Genomic DNA, 20,389 nt, shown 5'->3' on the forward strand with positions numbered 1-20,389 from the left:
GCGTGGTGCGCCGCTCGTATGGTGTGTCGCTCAAGACCCCGTACGACACCGACACTCCCACGACGCACTTGGAAAGGGTGGTGAGCCGTGAGCCGGCGCATCGTCATCGTCACTGCCGTCCATGCGCCGTCGGCGCGCTTTCTTGCTGACGCGTACAGGTCCCTGAGCGAGCAGGAGTTGCCCGCGGGCTGGGAGTGGCACTGGCTGATCCAGGAGGACGGGACGACCGACCAGGTCGCGCCCCACGTCCCCGACGGCGACGACCGGATCACGTTCAAACAGGGCCGCGCGGGAGGCCCCGGTGTCGCACGAACCATCGCCCTGGCCCACGCGGACGGCGAGTACATCAAGGTCCTGGACGCCGACGACCAGCTCGCGCCGGGTGCGCTGGCCCGCGACCTCGCGGCCCTCGAAGCCGATCGAACCATCGGCTGGGCGACGTCACGCGTGCTCGACCTGCTCCCCGACGGATCCACCGCCGGTTTCCCCGGCGACCCCGTGAACGGGCCGGTGGAACGCCAGGAGGTACTCGACTACTGGGCGTCCCACGACTACCTCGCGCAGGTCCATCCGGCGACGCTCTTCGTCCGCCGCGAGCTGCTCGTCGCCCTGGGAGGCTGGATGGCCCTGCCCGCGTCCGAGGACACGGGTCTCCTGCTCGCGCTCAACTCGACGTCCCGGGGCTGGTTCTCGTCCGAGGTCGGCTTGCTCTACCGCAAGTGGGATGGCCAGGCGACCGGCCAGGCCTCGCACCTCGACAGGGCGGAGCGCGAGGCCCGTATGGCGGTGGTCGAGGCCAGGGCGCGAGCCCTTGGCCGCCTCCGGTGGAGCTATCCCGCCGATGTCGAAAGCCATGATCCGAGCGGCGCCGAGTCCGCGTCCGCGTCCGCGTCCGCCGGTGAGATGACGGGAGAATCAGAGGGAGAGGGAGAGGGAGAGGGAGAGGGAGAGGGAGACGCTGAGGCACCAACGTGGTTCCCTGCCGTGTTCCTCTTCGGCGTGGTCGCCCTGATCCTCCGCTTCGGCGGCGTCTGGCCCTGGTGGCCCCTGCTCTGGGCGTCGCTGTTCGCTGTGGCCGTGGGGATCGCGGCGTACGAGTGGCGGCTCGTCGTCCGCAGCCGGTGGCGGATGCCGGTCGGCGAATGGGCCCTCCTCGTCGTCGCCCATGCCGGGTGCGCCGCCTGCCTCGCCATGGTCCTCGGCTTCCTGCATCACTGACGCCCATGACCGGCCTGTATCGATGGCGTGCATTGGTGGCTTGTATTGATGGTCGGCGGGCAATATCGATCTTGCCGCGGTCGCCGCCCGACTCGTACGGTCACGGCTATGCCTCCCGCCACCCCCCGCCGCACGTCGGAGCTTCTCGCCACCCTCGGCCGCGGCTACGTACGCAACGCGCCCGGCTCGCTGCTCAAGGGCCCGCTCGCTGCCCGCTACCTCAACCCGTACCTGCGCGACCATCCACGTCAGCGCGTGGTCGAGGCGCGGTTCGACGCCCGCTTCGCCTGCGACTCGCGCGACCTCATCCAGCGGTTCATCAGCCTGTACGGGGTGTGGGAGCCGCACATGACGCGGTGGCTGCAGAGCCGTCTGGGCGCCGGGGACACGTTCGTCGACGTGGGCGCCAACATCGGCTACTTCGCGGTTCTGGGCTCGCGTCTCGTCGGCGGCACGGGGCGGGTGGTGGCCATCGAGGCGTCCCCCACCTTCCACGACCGCCTGCTGCGGCACGCCGAGCTCAACGGCTGCCACAACGTCCGCGCGGTCAACGCGGCGGTCTCCGACAGCCACAAGACGCTGACCTTCGTGCTCGCCAGCTCGAACAACATGGGCGCGAACTCGATCGTCCCGTACGACGGTCCGGCCGAGTCGAGCTTCGAGATGAAGGCCCGGCCCCTGCCCGAGCTCCTGGACGAGAGCCTGGACGAGGACGAACTCGCCAGGGTCCGCGTGATCAAGATCGACGTCGAGGGCGCCGAGGGCGGCGTCATCCGAGGTCTTGCCCCCGCCCTGGGCCGGCTCCGCCCGGAGGTGGAGATCGCCGTGGAGGTGACCCCGGGCCGCATGGCGCAACTGGGCGATTCCATCGATGAGTTGATGGAGACGATGGCGCGGCACGGCTTCCACACCTACCGGCTGCCCACCGACTACCGGCCCGAGAACTACCCCCACGCCCTCCGCCGACCGGAGCCCCCGACGCGATGGCGCGGCCCCATCGTCGGCGAGAGCGAGCTGGTGTTCTCGCGGGTCGACGCGGAGACCCTGGGCTGACCTGGATCAGAACCCGGAACCGGACAGACCCGGAATCAGATCGGACGCCCAACTCCTGGCCCGGACCCGGACCCAGGCCAGGCCTCCGGATCCACCGCCCGGCCGACGCCCTACAGGCCCCGGCCCCGGCTCCGGTCCCGGCCGACGCCCTACAGGTTCCGGTTCCGGTTCCGGTTCCGGTCCCGGTCGAACGCGAGGTCCAGCATGCGGATCGCGTTCCCGCGGAGCAGCTTGTAGGCGACTTCCTCGGGGAGGTGGCCGACGTGGTCCTCAGCCACCTGCTTCGTGTGCGGCCACGTCGAGTCGACGTGGGGGTAGTCGGTCTCGAAGGTGGCGTTGTCGACCCCGACGGTCTCGATCGAGTCGACGCCGTGCTTGTCCCGGAAGAAGCAGCAGAAGATCTGCCGGTAGTAGTACGTCGACGGGGGCTCGGGGATCAAGTCCTTGACGCCGCCCCAGGCCCGGTGCTCTTCCCATACGTCGTCGGCGCGCTCCAGGGCGTACGGGATCCACCCCATCTGCCCCTCGCTGTAGGCGAGTTTGAGGCGCGGGAACTTCACCAGGACCCCGGAGAAGAGGAAGTCCATCATCGACGCCATCGCGTTGTTGAAGCTCAGCGAGGCCTGAACGGCCGGGGGCGCGTCGGGCGACGCGGCCGGCATCTGCGACGACGAACCGATGTGCATGTTCACGACGGTGCCGGTCTCCTCGCACGCGGCGAAGAACGGGTCCCAGTAGCCGGAGTGGATCGATGGAAGGCCAAGGTGCGTGGGAATCTCGCTGAAGGTCACGGCCCGCACGCCGCGAGCGGCATTGCGCTTGATCTCGGCGACGGCGAGGTGCACGTCCCACAGCGGGATGAGGCAGAGCGGGATCAGCCTTCCGCCGCTGTCACCGCACCACTCCTCCACCATCCAGTCGTTGTACGCCCGGACGCAGGCGAGCCCGACCTCCCTGTCCTTGGCCTCGGAGAAGGTCTGCCCGCAGAAGCGCGGGAAGGTCGGGAAGCAGAGGGAGGCCTCGACATGGTTGATGTCCATGTCCGCGAGGCGGGCCTTCGGGTCCCAGCAGCCGCGGCGCATCTGCTCGCGCGTGATGCCGTCGAGCGTCATCTCGTCCCGGGAGAATCCGACGGCGGCGATGATGCGCTTGTACGGGAAGATCTCTCCCTCGTACTCCCACCAGTCGGTGACCTGCCCTTCCGGGTCCGTCGTGAACTTGTACTTGCCACCGATGTACTCGAGCTCGCCGATACCCGCGGTGAAGGGCTTGGGGCCCCGGTCGCGGTACTTGCTCGGGAGCCACTTCTCGAAGAGGTGCGCGGGTTCGATCACGTGGTCGTCCACGCTGATGACGCGGGGGAGTTCCTTGGCTTTCTCGGCCCCGACCTCGTTGTTGTCCACTGCTGTGCCCCCTACTACCTGCCGGTTTCCCTAGCTGACATCTGACGGACCATCAGATTGAGGTTATGGGCTCACCCCGGCGACGGCAACAGCTCTCCTGAAACTCGGCCTCTTGCGCGATCGCGCCGGATCCGCTGAACTGACGGCTCGTCAGTTTGCGGCACCGCAGGTCAATTTGAGGGAGGACGCCCGATGGAGACGATGTGGCTCACCGGAGCCGAGTGGGTCGCCGTGCTCCGGATCGGGCTCGGCCTGTGGTGGCTGGAGAGTTGGCGCCACAAGGACAAGAAGACCTGGTTCACCGGCGGCGGGATCGACTGGGCGGCGGGCATCGCGGACAAACACCGCTGGACCTTCGTGCGATCGGGCTTCGATGTCGTGGTGAAGCCCCGGCCTCGCACGATGGCGTACGTCGTCGCCTACGCGGAACTGGCCCTCGGCCTCGGCCTGATCGTCGGACTCCTCACGCCGATCGCCCTCATCGGCGGACTCGTGCTCAACCTGATCTACCTGGTGCTGATGATCCACGACTGGGGCGAGCAGGGGCAGAACCTGATGATGGCGCTGATCTCCACAGTCGCGCTCTTCGGGATGTCCTGGCAGGTCTGGTCCCTCGACCACGCCTTCGGGCTCTTCACGTAGACGCTCGAAGCCGTCCGGGCCTCGCGCCCCTGTCTCGCGCACCTGTCTGGTCTGTTGTGCCCCGGCATGCCACCCTGCCCGGCACATCCGCCCGCTACGGACTGAGGAACTTCCGCCCGCTACGGACTGAGGAACTGAGGAGAGGCCGATGAGCGAACGCGACCAGGAGACGTACGAGCCGGAGGCGGCCGCCCTCAGACAGGGCCACGCCGCCCGAGCCGAGAGCGCGGCAGCCCGGGCGGCGGCGATGAGCCACTACATCGAGCGCGGCGCGGGAGGGACGGGAAAGGCGGGAGGAGTGGGAGGGACAGGAGAGACAGGAGGGACAGGAGGGCAACCGTCCGGCTCCGCAGCCGACGAGAACGCCGTCTGGAAGGCCGCTCACGCCGCGCGCGTGGCGGCGCAGGCCCTCGCCGTGCTCTCCGAGAGCGCGCCCGATCCGGCCGCGGACTCTCGCTGCGCAAGAAACGCCGCCGCCTCCGCCGCGCAGGCCGCACAGATGGGGCAACTCGTGGACGGCGGCGCCGAACCGTCCCTCGCCGCCTGCCAGGCCGCGCTCAAAGCCTCCCTGGCCGCATCGTCGGCGGCGGGGGCCAGATACCTCGGAGCGGACGAGGAGCTGAACTCCCAGGCGGACATGGCGGAGAGGGCCGCCGTCGTGGCGGCGGAGCGGGCAGGATGGATCCGGCCCGGCACAGACGTCCCCGCCGTGTCGACGGGGGTACGAAGTCCCGAGGTCATGTCGATGCTGCACTTCTGACCCGACCGCACCCAAGGGACCGCGCGAGAAGAGCAACCGGCTTGCGTAGCATGGGTGTTACGTGCCGATGCCTGATCGGCGTGATGTATACCCGACGCCCCGTTCCGCTCACCGTTCCGTGGTGCCACCATGCGGAGTCCAGAGGTGTCGAGGGGTGTCGAGGGGCCCCTCGGCGGGGGCGGGCGGAGGAACAAATGGCAGAGGTGTTTTTGCGACGGCTGAGCCGATGGCAGGCGGAGCAGCAGCGGGAATCGATCGCCGACGTCTATGTCGAGGCCTACGAAGGAGAGGCCGGAGCCGAGTACCGGGACCGGCAGGGGTTCCTGCACGATTTCGAGGACATCGTGCAGCGGCCGGACTTCGACATGGTCGTCGCCGACGCGTCGGGCAGCATGCGCACGGTCGGCTGTCTCTACGGATACCGCGCCGCGCGTTCCGGCTCCTGGTGGGAGGGGTTTCGCGGTGTCCTGCCCGTGGAGGTCGAGGAAAGCACGGCCTCGGGCCGGGTCTTCATCCTGACCGAGCTGATGGTGGTGCCCTACTACCGGCGCCAGGGCATCTCCGAGCGCCTGCGCACGCTCCTGTTGGTACGGCACGCCACAGATCTGGTCGTCGCCGTCATCAAGCCGGACGACAATCTGGGGCGGGAGGTCCTGCGGTCGTGGGGCTGGACGAAGCTCGGCGAGTTCGATCCCGCAGGCTCCGGCTCGTCGGCGCCGCCCCGGCGGGGAGAGACCGAGGCGGGGACGCCGAACGGGCTGATGTGGGAGGGGTGGATGCGGCCGATGCCTTGATCGCGCGCCTGAGTCCGCTCCCGGGAATCGCTAGCCCTGCTTGCTCGTCTCCTTGCTCGTGCTCGTCTACGTGCTCGTCTCCTTGCTCGTCTACTTGCTCGCCTTCAGGGAGTACATGAGGGGGATGCGCGGGCGGTCCACGGGGAACTGGTAGATGCCGTCGCGGCGTTCGAGGGTGCCGAAGCGTTCGAAGAGCGTGGTGTCGTGCTCGTGGAGGAAGTCGATGCGCAGGCCGGCCGATGCCAGCGCCGAGACGACCTCGCCGACCGGGTGCTGCCATTCCACGGTGCGGTTGTGGACCGTGGGCGTCGTCGTGTCCGCGTAGCCGCCGGGGGCCTCGTCGATCCAGGCGTCGCGCGCGAAATAGTCGTACGCGATCCGTGAGCCCGTCTCGTCGTCCAGGATGTCCGCGAGCGGGTGGAACTCCGCGAGGTAGAGGAAGCCGCCGGGCGCGACGAGCGCCGCGGCGGTCTCGGCCCACCGCCTGATGTCGGGGAGCCAGCACAGGGCGCCCACTCCGGTGTAGACGATGTCGTACGAGGAGTCGGGCACCGCGTCCGCCGCGTCGTACACGTCTGCGGCGACGAAGGACGCCCGGTCGGCGGTGAGGCCGAGCTCTGCGGCGAGGTCGCGGGCCGCTTCGACGGCGGGTTCGGAGAAGTCGAGCCCGACCACGCGGGAGGCGCCGTGCCGGGCCCAGGAGAGCGTGTCCAGGCCGATGTGGCACTGGAGGTGGAGCAGCGAGCGCCCGGTGACGTCACCGACCTCCGCGAGCTCGAAGCCGCGCAGCGGGTCACTGCCGGAGCGGAAGGCTTCGAGGTCGTAGTAGTCACTGGCGAGGTGGAGGGGGACGCGCTCGTCCCAGCGTCTTCGGTTGGCCTCGCGCCAGTCGGACGGGGTCGGTGAGTACATTCCAGAAAGTTATCCACAGGCTGGGGACCCTCGCCAGCGGATTGTCGGCTCCGGCGTGCAGTATGGGGTTCATGAGCGACTTGGGTGCGGGTGCGGTGGATGCGTCGAGTGCGGGTGCGGGCGGAAGCGCGGGGATGCCGGAGTGGGAGAAGCGGTTCCGTGCGCCGCGGGTGTCCCTGCCCGACTGGGCGGAGGACGCTCCGGACCGCTCCCTGTTCGTGTCGAACGCGACAGGGACGTATGAGCTGTACGCATGGGACCGCGCCACCGGCGAGCAGCGCCAGGTGACGGACCGGCCGAACGGCACGACGGACGGGCTCCTCTCGCCGGACGGCGAGTGGATCTGGTGGTTCAGCGACACGGACGGCGACGAATTCGGCGTATGGATGCGCCAGCCCTTCGCGGGCGGCGCCGACGAGCCCGCGGTGGCGGGACTCGAAGCGTCGTATCCGGCGGGCCTCGTCCTCGCGCGGGACGGTCTGATGTCCGTCGTCGGCCGCTCCACGGACGAGGACGGCACGACGATCCATGTCGTACGCGCCCCGGACGCGGACCCCGTCGAGATCTACCGCCACCGCGAGTCCGCGGGCGTCGGCGACCTCTCCCACGACGGCTCCCTGATCGCCGTCGAGCACACGGAGCACGGCGACGCGATGCACTCCACCCTCCGGGTGATCAGGCCGGACGGCTCCACGGTCGCCGAGCTCGACGACACCGAGGGCGGCACGGTCGAGCTCGGCCTGGAGGTCCTCGGTTTCGCGCCGGTCGACGGGGACACGCGGCTGCTCGTCGGGCATCAGCGGCGCGGACGCTGGGAGCCGATGGTGTGGGACATCGCGTCGGGCGAGGAGACGGAGCTGGCGCTCGACCTGCCGGGCGACGTGAGCGCCGAGTGGTATCCGGACGGCTCGGCCCTGCTCATCGCGCACAGCTTCGAGGCCCGCAGCGAGCTGTTCCGCTATGTGTTCGCCTCCAGTGAGCTGATCGAGGTCGAGACACCCACGGGGTCGGTGTCGGGCGCGACGGCGCGGCCGGACGGCAGCGTGGAGTACCTGTGGTCGTCGGCCGCCGAGCCGCCGGTGGTGCGCTCGACGACGGGCGGCGTCGTGCTCGACCCGCCGGGCATGAAGGCCCCGGCGTCCGTGCCGGTGGAGGACGTGTGGGTGGAGGGGCCAGGGGGCCGGGTCCACGCCCTCGTACAGAAGCCCGCCGACGCGACAGGCCCGCTCCCCACGATCTTCGAGATCCACGGCGGCCCGACGTGGCACGACAGCGACGCGTTCGCGGCGGGCCCGGCAGCCTGGGTCGACCATGGGTACGCGGTGGTGCGGGTCAACTACCGCGGCTCGACCGGTTACGGCCGCGAGTGGACGGACGCCCTCAAGCACCGCGTCGGCCTGATCGAGCTGGAGGACATCGCGGCGGTGCGGGAGTGGGCGGTCACATCGGGTCTCGCCGACCCGGCCCGCATCATCCTGGCCGGTGGCTCCTGGGGTGGTTACCTCACGCTGCTCGGCGTCGGCACCCAGCCCGACGCGTGGGCGCTGGGCCTGGCCGCGGTGCCCGTCGCGGACTACGTGACGGCGTACCACGACGAGATGGAGGCCCTGAAGTCCATGGACCGCACGCTCCTCGGCGGTACGCCCGAAGAGGTCCCCGAGCGCTTCGAGGCCTCGTCCCCCCTGACGTACGTGGACGCGGTGCGGGCGCCGGTCTACATCTCGGCGGGCGTGAACGACCCGCGCTGCCCGATCCGCCAGATCGACAACTACGTGGACCGGCTCAAGGCCCGGGGCGCGACGCACGAGGTGTACCGGTACGACGCGGGGCACGGCTCGCTCGTCGTGGACGAGCGGATCAAGCAGGTGCGGTTGGAACTGGACTTCGCCGAGCGACACCTTCGCTAGCCGGGGGCTCGGCCGCGGGGGAGAGCTGTGATTTCCCAACCCCGCGGCCCGTCGCTCCGGGGCGCCCCCGTACCGTGGGGGTGTGTACCGGTTCCTGCTGACGCCCCGCTGGTGGGGGATCAACGTCTTCGTACTGCTGGCCATCCCCTTCTGCATCTTCATGGGGTCCTGGCAGCTGGGGCGGTTCGAGGACCGCGTCGAGGCGCATGACGCCGCGCAGGCACAGGCGGACCGGCAGGCGGCACCGTCCCGGTCCCAGGCGAAGGCCCGGCCGCTGGACTCGCTCCTCCCCGTGGACCAGGAGACGTCCGGGGAACGGGCGTCGGCAAAAGGGCGGTACGGCAAGCAACTCCTTGTGCCGGACCGGGAGTTGGACGACAAGTCCGGTTACTACGTTCTGACACTCCTGCACACCGACAGCGGCAAGGACCTGCCAGTCGTGCGCGGCTGGCTCCCCGGGAACGCGAGTGCGGCGAAGGCTCCCTCGGCGCCTTCCGGCGAGGTCACCGTGACGGGCGTGCTCCAGGCCTCCGAGAGCCCTGGGTCCAACGGGGTCAGTTCGGCCGGAGGACTCCCGAACGGGCAGCTCGGCGCCATCAGCGCGGCCTCACTGGTGAACGTGGTCCGGGGCGATGTGTACGACGCCTGGGTCACGCTGGAGAAGGGAGACTCCGGGATGAAGGCGGTCCCGGCGGCCGCGCCCGCGAACACCGGTCTCGACCTCAAGGCCTTCCAGAACCTCGGCTACACCGGCGAGTGGTTCGTCTTCGCGGGGTTCGTCGTCTTCATGTGGTTCCGGTTGTTCCGCCGGGAGCGCGAGTTCGCACGGGACGCCGCGCTGGGGCTTCTGCCGGAGGAGCCTGCTGGCGCCACTGAGGCTGCTGGGACCGCTGCCACCGCCGAGCCTGCTGGGACCGCTGCCGCCACTGAGGCTGCTGGGACCGCTGCCACCACTGAGGCTGCTCAGACTGAGGCTGCTGGGGCTGGGACTGCTGAGCCTGCCGCCGAGGCTCCTCGCGGGGCCTGAGTTTCCCTGCCTGGAAACGCCGGACGGGCTGGAGCGATGTCCAGCCCGTCCGAACCCACGTCACTCACATAAGCGCTCTCGCATACAGCGCTCTCACATACAGCGCTACGACGCGGACAGCATGCCCGTCCGGTAGACAGTCCCCGCACACGCGTTGGCGATCGTCGTGCCCGCAGCGGGCGAACCCGAGGCCGCCGTCAGGGACACCGTCACTCCGCCGTCCAGGACGCCGCCGTCCCCGCGCATCATCTGCGGCTCCGTGCCGTCCGGTGTGCCGCCGTCCGGGCCACCGCCCTCTGTGGGAGTCGGGTCGGGCGTGGGCTCGCCGCTGTCCGTCGGACACCCTTCCGAAGGCACCCAGGCGAACTTCACCTCGTACGCCTGGCCCGGCTGGAGGACCAGCGAGCTGATCGCCTGTGCCGGGTCCGGCAGGCCGGCCGCCGGGTCGCCCGCCACATGGTCGGCGATGCCGATCTTCCCGGGGTCGGCCGCACCGGTCGTGGACGTGCTCACGCTGCCCGGGGCGCTGACCGTACAGGCGGTCGAGGAGACGTTGGCGATCCGGAAGCTGCCGTACACCTTGCCGTCGCCCTCCGGGGCTCCCGCGCTGCCGACGGCGTTGCCGAGCTGGTCCATCGCGCAGGCGGCCGAGTCGGTGGACGCGGCGCCTTCCGGGTCGGGGCCACCGGTCGCGCCCGCGCTGGACGCCCCGCTCCCCTTGCCGTCCTTCTTGCCCTTCTCGTCCTTCTTGTCCTTGGACTTCGAGGGGCCCGAGCCGCTGCCCTCGCCCTTCTCGCCACCGTCAGGACCCTTGCCCTCGCTCGAACCGCCCTGCGTCTGCTCGCTGTTCCCGGCGATCGACGGCCGGTCGTCCGAGCCGCCGCCCGAGTTCGTGACGTGCACCAGAGCGGGGATGGCGGTGCCGATGAAGAGCGCGGCGGCCGCCATGCCGACGACGGCCTGGCGCTTGCGCGCCCGCCGTGCGGGCACCGCGTGGCGCAGACGCTCCAGGGCTCGGTCGTTCGGCTCGATCTCCTGGACGGCCGTACGCATCAACCTGCGCAGCGCCAGCTCGTCAGAGTCGGAACCGGAATCGGAATCGGAGCCAAAGCCGTCCTTACCACCGAAGACAGCACCCCAAGCCGAAGCGGCGCCACCCTCCGGCCCGCCCTCCGCACCAGATGTCGCACCGGACGTCGCACCGGCCTCGGCCTCAGCCTTGTCCCCGTCCCCGGACCCGTCCCCGGATCCGGACCCGCCTTCAGACGCGGTGGGCTCCTCGCCCTGACCGTGTTTCACAGTTCCGTCTCCAGCATGCTGCTCAAACTCGGCGTTCTCATCGCGCTCATCGCGCTCGCGCCCGTCCTCATGCTTGCTCATGCCGGTGCCTCCATGGCGACCCGCAGAGCCGCGATCCCGCGTGAGCCGTACGCCTTCACCGACCCGAGCGATATGCCGAGCGTCTCGGCGACCTGCGACTCGGTCATGTCCGAGAAGTACCGCAGGACCAGGACCTCGCGCTGGCGGCGCTGGAGGCCGCGCATGGCCTTGATCAGCTCGTCCCGCTCAAGGATGTCGTACGCACCCTCCTCCGCGCTCGCCATGTCCGGCATCGGCTTCGAGAGAAGCTTCAGCCCGAGGATCCGGCGCCGCAGCGCGGACCGCGAGAGGTTCACGACCGTCTGCCGCAGATAGGCGAGCGTCTTCTCCGGGTCCCGCACGCGTTTGCGCGCCGAGTGCACCCGGATGAACGCCTCCTGCACGACGTCCTCGCACGAGGCCGTGTCATCGAGAAGCAGCGCCGCCAGGCCGAGGAGCGACCTGTAGTGGGCGCGGTAGGTCTCGGTCAGGTGGTCGACCGTGGTGCCCGCACTCATCGTCTCCTCAGCGCCCTCGCGCTGCGTCGGGATGCGGGCCGATCTCGTCGTGGGCATGGGGGCGATCACCGGCATGCCGGCGGGCGCACGGGGACGGCGAGGCGGACGCAGGGCAATGCCCCTCGCCTGAACCGCTGTGAAATCGAGTACCTCTGCCACGCCTGTTGGACACGCCTACCCCCTGGAGGGTTGTACGCATCATGTGGTGCGTTTGCGGCAGGCATCGTCGCCGTTGGTGACGATGCATCAAATGCCCCCATGCGTACCAGCTCTTCCCCTATGCCCAATTTTCGCAGCGCTCAAGGTCACACCCCTGAAGGGCGATCGCAAAGACGCGCCCCGCCCAGCTGCCGGTTGCAGGGGACGGGGACGAATATTGCGAATCTTCGAACGCGGCAATGGTCCAGTTCAAGCGATCCTGGCCACCAAGCTGGACACAGAACTTACACAGATCCCACAAAGGCTTTCACTCCGGGGAGCACTAGGGACCGCCCCCGCCCGCCGGACGACAACCATCTGCACCTGTCTGCGTCTTTCTGTCCTCATACAGGATGCGAGCCCACGCGAGCCGAGCCGGGATGCGAGCCCACGCGAGCCGAGCCCATGGAACCCATGGAACCCATCGGGAGATCTACCGCCCGGTGAACTCCCCCGCCACCAGCTCCGCGATCTGGACCGTGTTCAACGCGGCCCCCTTGCGCAGATTGTCCCCGCAGACGAAGAGCTCGAGAGCCGTCGGATCGTCAAGGGCGCGCCGCACCCGGCCCACCCACGTGGGGTCGGTCCCCACCACGTCGGCGGGCGTCGGGAACTCGCCGGCGGCCGGGTTGTCGAACAGTACGACGCCCGGCGCGGTGGCCAGGATCTCCCGCGCACGGTCCACCGTGACCTCGTCCTCGAAGCGCGCGTGGACGGTCAGCGAGTGGGTGGTCACCACCGGCACCCGTACGCACGTGGCCGCGACCTTCAGATCGGGCAGGCCGAGGATCTTGCGGGACTCGTCCCGCACCTTCATCTCCTCGGACGACCACCCGTCGTCCCGCAGCGTCCCGGCCCACGGCACCACGTTCAGCGCCACGGGCTCCAGGAAGGGCCCGGTGTCGTCCCCGACAGCACGTCGTACGTCACCGGGGCTCGTGCCGAGTTCCGAACCTGCCACCAGTTTCATCTGCCGCCGCAGCGTTTCCACACCGTCCCGCCCGGCCCCGCTCACGGCCTGGTAGGACGAGACGATCAGCTCGCGCAGACCGAATTCGGCATGCAGCGCGCCGATGGCCACGATCATCGAGAGGGTCGTGCAGTTGGGATTGGCGACGATGCCGCGCGGGCGTACGCGCGCGGCATGCGGATTGACCTCGGGAACGACCAGCGGCACGTCCGGGTCCATCCGGAAAGCGGCGGAGTTGTCCACGACGACAACGCCCTTGGACGCGGCGACAGGCGCCCACTGGGCGCTCACCTCGTCAGGCACGTCGAACATGGCCACATCGACGCCGTCGAAGACGTCCTCGCTCAGCGCGAGGACCTCGACCTCCTCACCGCGCACGGCCAGCTTCTTGCCGGCCGAGCGCGGTGAGGCCACGAGTCGGATCTCGCCCCAGATGTCGGCGTGCTGCGACAGGATCTGGAGCATGACCGCGCCGACGGCCCCGGTCGCTCCGACGACCGCGAGCGTCGGCTTTCCGGTCATCGCCCGGTGCCTCCATAGACCACGGCCTCGTCCGTGTCGGAGTCGAGTCCGAAGGCGGTGTGCACCGCGCGCACGGACTCGTTCGCGTCATCGGCGCGGGTCACGACCGAGATGCGGATCTCGGAGGTCGAGATCAGCTCGATGTTCACGCCCGCGTCGCTGAGCGCCTCGAAGAACGCGGCGGTGACGCCGGGGTTCGTCTTCATACCCGCGCCGACCAGCGAGATCTTGGCGATCTGGTCGTCGTAGCGAAGGGAGTCGAAGCCGATGGTCGCGCGAGTCTTCTCCAGCGCGTCGATCGCCTTGCGTCCCTCGGCCTTCGGCAGGGTGAACGAGATGTCCGTGAGTCCGGTCGAGGCTGCCGACACGTTCTGCACGATCATGTCGATGTTGACCCCGGAATCCGCGATGGCGCGGAAGATCGAGGCGGCCTCACCCGGCTTGTCCGGCACGCCGACGACCGTGATCTTGGCCTCCGAGGTGTCGTGCGCGACACCGGAGATGATGGCCTGCTCCACCTTGCGGTCCCCTTGCGATTCGTTGCTGACCCACGTGCCCTTGAGTCCACTGAAGGACGAGCGCACGTGAATCGGGATGTTGTATCGGCGGGCGTACTCCACGCACCGGTGGAGCAGCACCTTGGACCCGGAGCTCGCGAGCTCCAGCATGTCCTCGAACGAGATCCAGTCGATCTTCTGGGCCTTCTTCACCACACGAGGATCGGCGGTGAAGACACCGTCGACGTCCGTGTAGATCTCGCAGACCTCCGCGTCGAGCGCGGCCGCGAGGGCGACAGCGGTCGTGTCGGATCCACCACGCCCGAGCGTGGTGATGTTCTTGCCCTCCTGGCTGACACCCTGGAACCCGGCGACGATAGCGATGTTGCCCTCGTCGATCGAGTTCCGGATGCGGCCCGGCGTGACATCGATGATCCGCGCTTTGTTGTGGACGGAGTCGGTGATGACACCGGCCTGGCTGCCCGTGAACGACTGGGCCGCGTGACCCAGGTTTTTGATCGCCATGGCCAGAAGGGCCATGGAGATCCGCTCCCCGGCGGTCAGCAGCATGTCGAATTCACGCCCGGCAGGAATCGGGGATACCTGCCCGGCAAGATCGATCAACTCATCCGTCGTGTCACCCATGGCGGACACCACGACAACGACCTGATGGCCGTTCTTCTTGGCGTCGACAATCCTCTTGGCGACCCGCTTGATGCCCTCGGCATCGGCTACGGAGGAGCCTCCGTACTTCTGCACGACAAGGCTCACGTGCGCTCCTCGCTCAGTCCGTCTCTTACCGCACTGCTGCGGTCGGCTCAGTCTAACGAGCGGCCGAAATTCGCCTCGCGGATATCACATGGTGAGATGTCCCGCCCACCAGGTGATCATCCACAGGCATACGCCCCCGCTTCTCGGGAGGTACGTTTCGACCGCTCGGCTTGGCACATGCCCGCTGGGGAGTCGGACACTCCGGAAAGTGGGACGGCTCACAGATTCACCCCGCCCCGGCCCACCGCTGCCGCGTCGGCCCCCGCCCCCCGGGGCCGGGGCCCGGTGAAATGCAGGAAAGTCCCGCTGGAGGCCCGTAAAGGGCATCGATTGGCGGGACTCTATTGCGAAGGGGCGGTCGGGCGGGGGTTGGTTTCGGGGGGGGGCTCGGAGTTGTTGTGGCGGGGGGGGTAGTGGATGTCGGAGATCTCTACTATTCTGAAAACTCGACTAGTCCGGGAGGTGGGGCAGGTGCCGGAGTTCAGTTCCGCCTGGTTGCGTGCGGCGCTGCCGTTGTGCCTGCTCGGGATGTTGGAGCGTGGCGAGAGTTATGGGTACGCGCTGTTGCAGGAGTTGGGCGCGGCCGGGTTGGCCAATGCCAAGGCGGCCACGCTCTATCCGGCCTTGACCAGGCTGGAAGAGGAGGGCGCCGTCGACATCCGCTGGAGCGCGGGCGAGGGCGGCCCCGGACGGAAGTACTACAGCCTCACCGAATCGGGGCGCGAGCGACTGGCCGTCGAGTATCACGCCTGGCGGGACTTCCACGGCGTGGTGACGGCCCTGGCCGGTTCAGGGGATCAACGAGAACTGGGGGAACCCGATGATGCGCACGGACGGCAGGGAGCAGCGGCAGACGCAGAAGCAGGGGCTGAGGCCTGACTGGGCCAGCGGCGACGACGCCCAGTGGGCCGCCCAGTTCGAGCTGGCGTTGGCCGTGGAGCACACGCCGCCGGTCGGGCTCGCCGAGGAGGTGCTCGAGGAGGCCCGGCTGACTGCCGTCGAGGCGGGGACATCCGTCCGGGAGATCTTCGGCGACCCCACCGCGTACGCGGAGACCGTGGCCGCCGAGCGGATCGACGAGGCCCATCGCAGCACCGTCGACCTCGAAGGCTTCGCCGCCGGTGACCGGTTCACCAGCTCGCTGTTGCTGGCCGGCGGCCAAGTCGCCCTGTTCGGTGTGGTGCTGTGGGTGAGCAACGGGTTCCGGATGAACGTCGGTTGGCCCACGGGGGGCGCAGGTCTGCTGCTCTCCGTGCTCATCGTGCTCGTCACGGGCGTCATCCCCGAGCTGCGTGCGGCCGGGCGGCTTCGGGCGGGCCGGATAGCCATCGCCTGCGCGGCGGTGCTTGTGGTGGCCTGCGCCGTGGGGTTCACCGCCATACCCCGCGGGCCTCAAGTGAGTGTTCCGGTGCCCTCGTTGTTCGTCGTCGGTGCGTTGCTCGGGGTGCTGGGGTGGCGGCTCTCCCCCGAGCGCGTCGGGCGATGGTTCCGTGAGCGGGCCGTTCCCGCCGACGCGACAAGGGATGACGACGAGGCCTGGCTGATACGGCTCTCCGCGTTGCTGCGGGGGCGGCATCGGGTGTCCGCGGGGGACGCGGCGCGCGCTGTGACCGAGGCACGGGACCATCTCGCCGCATCGGGCGGAAGCGCGGCGGGAGAGTTCGGGGACGTCGAGGTCTACGCGCTGCGGCTCAGCGAGGGGCCGGGGAAGACGCAGCGTGCGGCACGGGCCGAGGTGGTGCCCACGGTCCTGTTCACCGGGGGACTTCTCTGGTGGGGCCTGGACGTGCTCAGTGCGCCGGAGCCCTCGTCCCTCTGGTTCTGGGCCAAGGTCGCCGTGCTGGTCGTCGGCATATGGGCTTGGGCCACCACCACGTGGTCGCTGTGGCGGAAGCTGCGTCCGGGCGGAAGGGGCGGACCGGGCGGCACGGACAGCACTGGCGGCACGGCCAGCACGAGCGGCACCGGCGGCACGGACAGCGCGGGCAGCACCGGCGGCACGGGCGGCGGCTCGGGCGTCAAGGACGGCTGATCCTTCACCGCCCGTCCTCCACTCCTACTGCACCGAGCGCAGGCCCAGAGGCCCGGCGATCTCCTCCGCCATGACCTTGCCCGCGGCCTCGGCGAGGGCGTCCTCGGCCAGGTCCTCGTCGGTGTCGAGGCCGTTGAGGTCTTCGAGGGGCTGGTTCAGGCGGACGTGGGCGACCAGGGACTGGAGGGCTCGCAGGGCGCCCGAGGCGGTGGAGCCCCAGTTCGAGAAGTACGAGAACTGCCACCACCAGAGGGCCTCGACCGTGCGGCCGGCGCGGTAGTGCGCCAGGCCGTGGGAGAGGTCGGCGACCACGTCTGCCAGGTCGTCCGAGATGCGGCAGGCCACGGGGGCCTTGCGGGGTTCGTACGGGTCGAAGACCTCGGAGTAGACGTCGATCGGCTCCAGCATGGCGGCCAGGCGTTCGCGCAGGTCGTCCACGTCTCGCTCCGGGCCGAGGTCGGGCTCGTAGCGCTCCTCGGGGACGATGTCCTCGTGTGCGCCCAGGCGCCCGCCGGCGAGGAGGAGTTGGGAGACCTCAAGGAGGAGGAAGGGGACGGCCGAGTCCGGCTCGTCGCCCTTCGCGACCTCGGTCACCGCGACGATGAAGCTCTCGATCTGGTCCGAGATCTGCACCGCGAAGGAGTCCGGGTCCTGGGCGGAGGCGTGCAGAAGGACCGTCGACTCGGGGGCGACGATCGTTTCGGGGGCTGTCATCGGCTCGGGCGTGAGGATCGACTCGGGGACGATCGTCGCTTCCGGCTGAGTGGACTGCTCTGGCTGGTTCTTAGACATCTAGGAGTCGTCTCCCCTCGAAGGCGCGGCCCAGAGTGACCTCGTCCGCGTATTCCAGATCTCCCCCGACAGGGAGCCCGCTGGCCAGGCGGGTGACCTTCAGGCCCATGGGCTTGATCATGCGCGCGAGGTACGTCGCTGTGGCCTCCCCTTCCAGGTTCGGGTCCGTGGCGAGGATCAGCTCGGTGACAGTGCCGTCCGCGAGGCGCGCGAGCAGCTCTCGTATACGCAGGTCGTCCGGGCCGACGCCTTCGATGGGGCTGATCGCTCCGCCCAGTACGTGGTACTTCCCCCGGAACTCGCGCGTACGCTCGATCGCCACGACGTCCTTCGGCTCCTCGACCACGCAGATGACGCTCAGGTCGCGGCGCGGGTCGCGGCAGATGTTGCAGAGCTCTTCCTGCGCGACATTGCCGCAGGTCGCGCAGAAGCGGACCTTGTCCTTGACCTCAAGGAGGGCGTGCGCGAGGCGGCGTACGTCCGTGGGCTCCGCCTGCAGGATGTGGAAGGCGATCCGCTGCGCGCTCTTGGGACCGACGCCGGGCAGCCTGCCCAACTCGTCGATGAGGTCCTGAACCACGCCTTCGTACACGGGGTGCCTTTCCTGCTTTTGCCGAGTATCACACTTTGGTACGTACGGTAGTTGGCCCGTGGCCCTCTTAGAAGGGAAGGCCCGGCATACCGCCGCCGCCAAGGCCCTGCGCGAGCGGGCCCAGCTTCTGCTGCTGGAGCGCCTGCGCGTTCTCGTTCGCCGCCTGGACGGCCGCGACGACCAGGTCCGAGAGCGTCTCGGTGTCTTCCGGGTCGACCGCCTTGGGGTCGATCACGAGGCCGCGCAGCTCACCGGAGCCGGTGACCGTCGCCTTGACGAGACCGCCGCCCGCCTGTCCTTCGACCTCCGTGCGCGCGAGCTCCTCCTGAGCGGTCGCGAGGTCCTGCTGCATCTTCTGGGCCTGCTGAAGCAGCTGCTGCATGTCGGGCTGGCCACCACCGGGGATCACGATCAGCTCCTGTCTCGAAAGGTCTCGAATGGTCTGGGACGGTCTGTGGAGGTATTTACGGTGGATTTTCCACCTGGAACGAGCCTACGTGGTCGAGGGAGCCCTCGCCCCAGCACTCTTTCGAGTGAGATCAGCCGTCCTCCTATACCTGATCAAGCCCCTCTTCCGGGCGGAAATACCGCGATACCGGGCTCACGGCCACCCATTGGGCGGTAGGACTGGGGCTGCGCATGAGCAGATGACATTCAGTCGCTTCCACACCGTCAGCCGCTTCCGCACCATGAGCACCACCAACACCATCAGCACCATCAGCACCATCAAGGATCTCGTAGAGGTAGAGGGAGTGCCGGGTGAGCCAGCCGGAGATGCAGCCCGAGGGGGTGCCCCAGGAGGGGCAGGGTGCCGGGGCCCGTGGGCAGCAGGGCGTTCCTGGTGGTGCTCCTGGTGGTGCTCCTGGTGTTGGGGACGGCTCTCGGCTCGGGGATCTGACGGGGCGGGCCTTTCCCCTCGGCGACTGGAGTGAGCCCGCGGCACGGCTCGACGAGCTGTACCGGTGGGTGGAGCGGGGCGCGCTCAACACCGCGGAGTGGTACCTGTCCGACCGGGCGTGGAAGCGGCGCGGGGCGCGGCTCTCGCGGATCGGGGCGGCGGTGGGGGCCGTGGGCGCGGGGGTGCTTCCGCTGCTCGATCTCGCGGGGGCGGTGGGGGGCGTCGCCACGTGGGGGTTCGTCTCGCTGCTCGCGGGGGCCGCGTGCGTGGGGTGCGATCGGTTCTTCGGGCTCACGTCCGGGTGGATGCGGGACGTGGCCACCGCGCAGGCCGTGCAGCGGCGGCTTCAGGTGCTGCAGTTCGACTGGGCGTCCGAGAGCGTGCGGGAGGTTCTCGGGCCGACCGAGGGGACTGCCAGCGAGGCCGCCGATCGGTGTCTCGGGGTGCTTCGGCGGTTCTCCGAGGATGTGACGGAGCTTGTGCGGGCCGAGACGGCGGACTGGATGGTGGAGTTTCGGTCGGGGCCCGCGCCGTTGGCCATGCAGGCCGTGGTTCCGGCCTCCCGGGGAGAGGCGGGCACGCCCCCGGTCCGGGCCGCCCTGCCGCCGGGGGCCCGGCCCAATATGCCCCGGCAACGGCCGCCGGAGCCTCGGTGAGGTGAGGTGAGGTGAGGTGGGGTGAGTGGGGGGCGGGTGCGGGGTCCCGATCCCGCCCCTTCCCGAAACCATGGGGCTGCGCCCCCGGGACCCTCGGCAGGATGAGCTCGAACGACGGCCGGGCTGAGGACGGCCGAAGCGGTCAGCTGTAGATGATCATTGAGCCTTGCGCCAGGCTTCGGGTGGTCGCGGCGTGGAGGCCCAGCCATACGTGGCGTTCCCTCGCGAACGGGCTGTCGTCCGGTGGGGGCAGGGCCGCCGGTTCCTCCAGGGACGTGGGCGCCTCGGGGGGTGTCGGAGGGCGAGGGGGGTTGGACGCGTCGATGCCGATGGACGGGGCCACGAACTCCAGCTCCCGGAGAAGGGCGTGGGAGGAGCCCAATGGGCCGCCCCCCGAGAGGAGTTCGTCGTTCGAGAGAGGGGCGGGGAAGTCGACCGGGACGTACGCCCCCGCGTGGTCGTAGTGCCAGACCAGGTGCGACTGCTGGGCCGTCGTGTCGAACATCTCCAGCAACTGCTCGTAGTCACCGCCCAGTTCGTCCACCGGCGTGACCTCCAGGCCGCAGACCTGGAGCAGATACGCCCGGCGCAGGAAATGCAGCGCGTCGTAGTCGAAGCCCGCCACCGGGGCCACGTCGCCGGAGAGGCCCGGCATGTAGGCGAAGACGGGGACGGGGGGCAGGCCTGCCTCGTGCAGCGCCTTGTCGTACACCGCGATCTCTTCGGCGAAGGGATTGTCGGGGCTGTGGCACAGCACGTCGACGAGTGGGACCAGCCACAGGTCACAGGCCAAGGGGGCTCCTCAGGTCAGAAGTCAGGCTCAGGTCAGAAGTCAAGCTCAGGTCAGAAGGTCGGGCTGACGTCGGGC

At 69.4% G+C, this 20,389-nt stretch carries 19 protein-coding genes and 1 pseudogene; 10 read left to right on the top strand and 10 right to left on the bottom strand.

Features of this window, described 5'->3' with window-relative positions:
* Positions 1 to 87: 87 nt before the first annotated feature.
* Positions 88 to 840: pseudogene (locus ACFVXC_RS06880) on the top strand (glycosyltransferase family 2 protein); the annotation flags it as partial.
* Positions 841 to 1,326: 486 nt separating this feature from the next.
* Entirely contained in the window at positions 1,327 to 2,271 is a 945-nt protein-coding gene (locus tag ACFVXC_RS06885) for an FkbM family methyltransferase (RefSeq protein WP_389902221.1), read from the top strand.
* Positions 2,272 to 2,420: 149 nt separating this feature from the next.
* Here ACFVXC_RS06885 and ACFVXC_RS06890 read toward each other — a convergent pair whose 3' ends face one another.
* Entirely contained in the window at positions 2,421 to 3,674 is a 1,254-nt protein-coding gene (locus tag ACFVXC_RS06890; protein ID WP_389902224.1) for an amidohydrolase family protein, read from the bottom strand.
* Between the two features lie 192 nt (positions 3,675 to 3,866).
* On the opposite strand from ACFVXC_RS06890, the gene ACFVXC_RS06895 reads away from it, so the two are divergent.
* The 3 genes from ACFVXC_RS06895 (at position 3,867) to ACFVXC_RS06905 (ending at position 5,870) form a co-directional block, all read left to right on the top strand.
* Positions 3,867 to 4,316 (top strand): DoxX family protein, encoded by a 450-nt coding sequence (locus ACFVXC_RS06895; RefSeq protein WP_389902226.1) that lies wholly within the window; start codon positions 3,867 to 3,869, stop codon positions 4,314 to 4,316.
* Positions 4,317 to 4,464: 148 nt separating this feature from the next.
* Positions 4,465 to 5,076, top strand: coding sequence for a hypothetical protein (locus ACFVXC_RS06900; RefSeq protein ID WP_389902227.1), 612 nt, complete (start codon positions 4,465 to 4,467; stop codon positions 5,074 to 5,076).
* A 194-nt stretch (positions 5,077 to 5,270) separates the two neighbouring features.
* Positions 5,271 to 5,870 carry a hypothetical protein gene (locus tag ACFVXC_RS06905; RefSeq protein WP_389902228.1) on the top strand — a complete coding sequence of 200 codons (600 nt, stop codon included), beginning with the start codon at positions 5,271 to 5,273 and terminating at the stop codon, positions 5,868 to 5,870.
* A gap of 90 nt (positions 5,871 to 5,960) precedes the next feature.
* Here the strand turns inward: ACFVXC_RS06905 and ACFVXC_RS06910 are convergent, their stop codons facing one another.
* Entirely contained in the window at positions 5,961 to 6,782 is an 822-nt protein-coding gene (locus ACFVXC_RS06910; RefSeq protein ID WP_389902230.1) for a class I SAM-dependent methyltransferase, read from the bottom strand.
* A gap of 134 nt (positions 6,783 to 6,916) precedes the next feature.
* On the opposite strand from ACFVXC_RS06910, the gene ACFVXC_RS06915 reads away from it, so the two are divergent.
* Both ACFVXC_RS06915 and ACFVXC_RS06920 read left to right on the top strand, forming a co-directional pair.
* A complete protein-coding gene (locus ACFVXC_RS06915; RefSeq protein ID WP_389903002.1) occupies positions 6,917 to 8,689 on the top strand; it encodes a prolyl oligopeptidase family serine peptidase in 1,773 nt (590 codons plus the stop codon).
* An 82-nt stretch (positions 8,690 to 8,771) separates the two neighbouring features.
* Positions 8,772 to 9,716: an SURF1 family protein gene (locus tag ACFVXC_RS06920; protein ID WP_389902231.1), complete on the top strand. Its 945-nt coding sequence runs from the start codon at positions 8,772 to 8,774 to the stop codon at positions 9,714 to 9,716.
* A gap of 105 nt (positions 9,717 to 9,821) precedes the next feature.
* On the opposite strand, the gene ACFVXC_RS06925 is transcribed toward ACFVXC_RS06920, so the two are convergent.
* The 4 genes from ACFVXC_RS06925 to ACFVXC_RS06940 form a co-directional block, all read right to left on the bottom strand.
* On the bottom strand, positions 9,822 to 11,096 hold the full coding sequence (locus tag ACFVXC_RS06925; RefSeq protein ID WP_389902233.1) for a hypothetical protein: 1,275 nt from the start codon (positions 11,094 to 11,096) through the stop codon (positions 9,822 to 9,824).
* The gene (locus ACFVXC_RS06930; RefSeq protein ID WP_389902234.1) at positions 11,093 to 11,752 is read right to left on the bottom strand and encodes a SigE family RNA polymerase sigma factor; all 660 of its coding nucleotides are present in this window, start codon (positions 11,750 to 11,752) and stop codon (positions 11,093 to 11,095) included. Before ACFVXC_RS06930 ends, ACFVXC_RS06925 begins: the two co-directional genes overlap by 4 nt.
* A gap of 472 nt (positions 11,753 to 12,224) precedes the next feature.
* Entirely contained in the window at positions 12,225 to 13,283 is a 1,059-nt protein-coding gene (locus ACFVXC_RS06935) for an aspartate-semialdehyde dehydrogenase (protein WP_389902236.1), read from the bottom strand.
* On the bottom strand, positions 13,280 to 14,551 hold the full coding sequence (locus tag ACFVXC_RS06940; protein WP_389902238.1) for an aspartate kinase: 1,272 nt from the start codon (positions 14,549 to 14,551) through the stop codon (positions 13,280 to 13,282). Before ACFVXC_RS06940 ends, ACFVXC_RS06935 begins: the two co-directional genes overlap by 4 nt.
* Before the next feature lie 471 nt (positions 14,552 to 15,022).
* Between ACFVXC_RS06940 and ACFVXC_RS06945 the strand changes: the two genes are divergently transcribed.
* Together ACFVXC_RS06945 and ACFVXC_RS06950 are read left to right on the top strand one after the other, a co-directional pair.
* Positions 15,023 to 15,430, top strand: a complete 408-nt coding sequence (locus ACFVXC_RS06945) for a PadR family transcriptional regulator (protein ID WP_389902240.1) — start codon at positions 15,023 to 15,025, stop codon at positions 15,428 to 15,430.
* A complete protein-coding gene (locus tag ACFVXC_RS06950) occupies positions 15,372 to 16,583 on the top strand; it encodes a hypothetical protein (protein WP_389902242.1) in 1,212 nt (403 codons plus the stop codon). The genes ACFVXC_RS06945 and ACFVXC_RS06950 overlap by 59 nt, the downstream gene beginning before the upstream one ends.
* A 24-nt stretch (positions 16,584 to 16,607) precedes the next feature.
* Here ACFVXC_RS06950 and ACFVXC_RS06955 read toward each other — a convergent pair whose 3' ends face one another.
* The 3 genes from ACFVXC_RS06955 to ACFVXC_RS06965 form a co-directional block, all read right to left on the bottom strand.
* A complete protein-coding gene (locus ACFVXC_RS06955) occupies positions 16,608 to 17,297 on the bottom strand; it encodes a DUF5063 domain-containing protein (RefSeq protein ID WP_389903004.1) in 690 nt (229 codons plus the stop codon).
* Positions 17,298 to 17,367: 70 nt separating this feature from the next.
* Complete coding sequence (gene recR, locus ACFVXC_RS06960) at positions 17,368 to 17,967, bottom strand: recombination mediator RecR (RefSeq protein WP_030781910.1); 600 nt, start codon at positions 17,965 to 17,967, stop codon at positions 17,368 to 17,370.
* A 67-nt stretch (positions 17,968 to 18,034) separates the two neighbouring features.
* Entirely contained in the window at positions 18,035 to 18,376 is a 342-nt protein-coding gene (locus ACFVXC_RS06965) for a YbaB/EbfC family nucleoid-associated protein (RefSeq protein ID WP_389902244.1), read from the bottom strand.
* Between the two features lie 350 nt (positions 18,377 to 18,726).
* Here ACFVXC_RS06965 and ACFVXC_RS06970 point away from each other — a divergent pair, with 350 nt between their 5' ends.
* Positions 18,727 to 19,521 (top strand): SLATT domain-containing protein, encoded by a 795-nt coding sequence (locus ACFVXC_RS06970; RefSeq protein ID WP_389902245.1) that lies wholly within the window; start codon positions 18,727 to 18,729, stop codon positions 19,519 to 19,521.
* A 142-nt stretch (positions 19,522 to 19,663) separates the two neighbouring features.
* On the opposite strand, the gene ACFVXC_RS06975 is transcribed toward ACFVXC_RS06970, so the two are convergent.
* Complete coding sequence (locus ACFVXC_RS06975; protein WP_389902246.1) at positions 19,664 to 20,314, bottom strand: hypothetical protein; 651 nt, start codon at positions 20,312 to 20,314, stop codon at positions 19,664 to 19,666.
* Positions 20,315 to 20,389: the final 75 nt, after the last annotated feature.

The organism is Streptomyces sp. NPDC058257 (genome assembly GCF_042881845.1).
GTDB lineage: Bacteria > Actinomycetota > Actinomycetes > Streptomycetales > Streptomycetaceae > Streptomyces.

Coding starts and splice junctions, on each gene's coding strand:
- ACFVXC_RS06885 (WP_389902221.1), top strand. CDS start 1,327: ATGCCTCCCGCCACCCCCCGCCGCACGTCGGAGCTTCTCGCCACCCTC.
- ACFVXC_RS06895 (WP_389902226.1), top strand. CDS start 3,867: ATGGAGACGATGTGGCTCACCGGAGCCGAGTGGGTCGCCGTGCTCCGG.
- ACFVXC_RS06900 (WP_389902227.1), top strand. CDS start 4,465: ATGAGCGAACGCGACCAGGAGACGTACGAGCCGGAGGCGGCCGCCCTC.
- ACFVXC_RS06905 (WP_389902228.1), top strand. CDS start 5,271: ATGGCAGAGGTGTTTTTGCGACGGCTGAGCCGATGGCAGGCGGAGCAG.
- ACFVXC_RS06910 (WP_389902230.1), bottom strand. CDS start 6,782: ATGTACTCACCGACCCCGTCCGACTGGCGCGAGGCCAACCGAAGACGC.
- ACFVXC_RS06915 (WP_389903002.1), top strand. CDS start 6,917: ATGCCGGAGTGGGAGAAGCGGTTCCGTGCGCCGCGGGTGTCCCTGCCC.
- ACFVXC_RS06925 (WP_389902233.1), bottom strand. CDS start 11,096: ATGAGCAAGCATGAGGACGGGCGCGAGCGCGATGAGCGCGATGAGAAC.
- ACFVXC_RS06935 (WP_389902236.1), bottom strand. CDS start 13,283: ATGACCGGAAAGCCGACGCTCGCGGTCGTCGGAGCGACCGGGGCCGTC.
- ACFVXC_RS06950 (WP_389902242.1), top strand. CDS start 15,372: ATGATGCGCACGGACGGCAGGGAGCAGCGGCAGACGCAGAAGCAGGGG.
- ACFVXC_RS06955 (WP_389903004.1), bottom strand. CDS start 17,297: ATGACAGCCCCCGAAACGATCGTCGCCCCCGAGTCGACGGTCCTTCTG.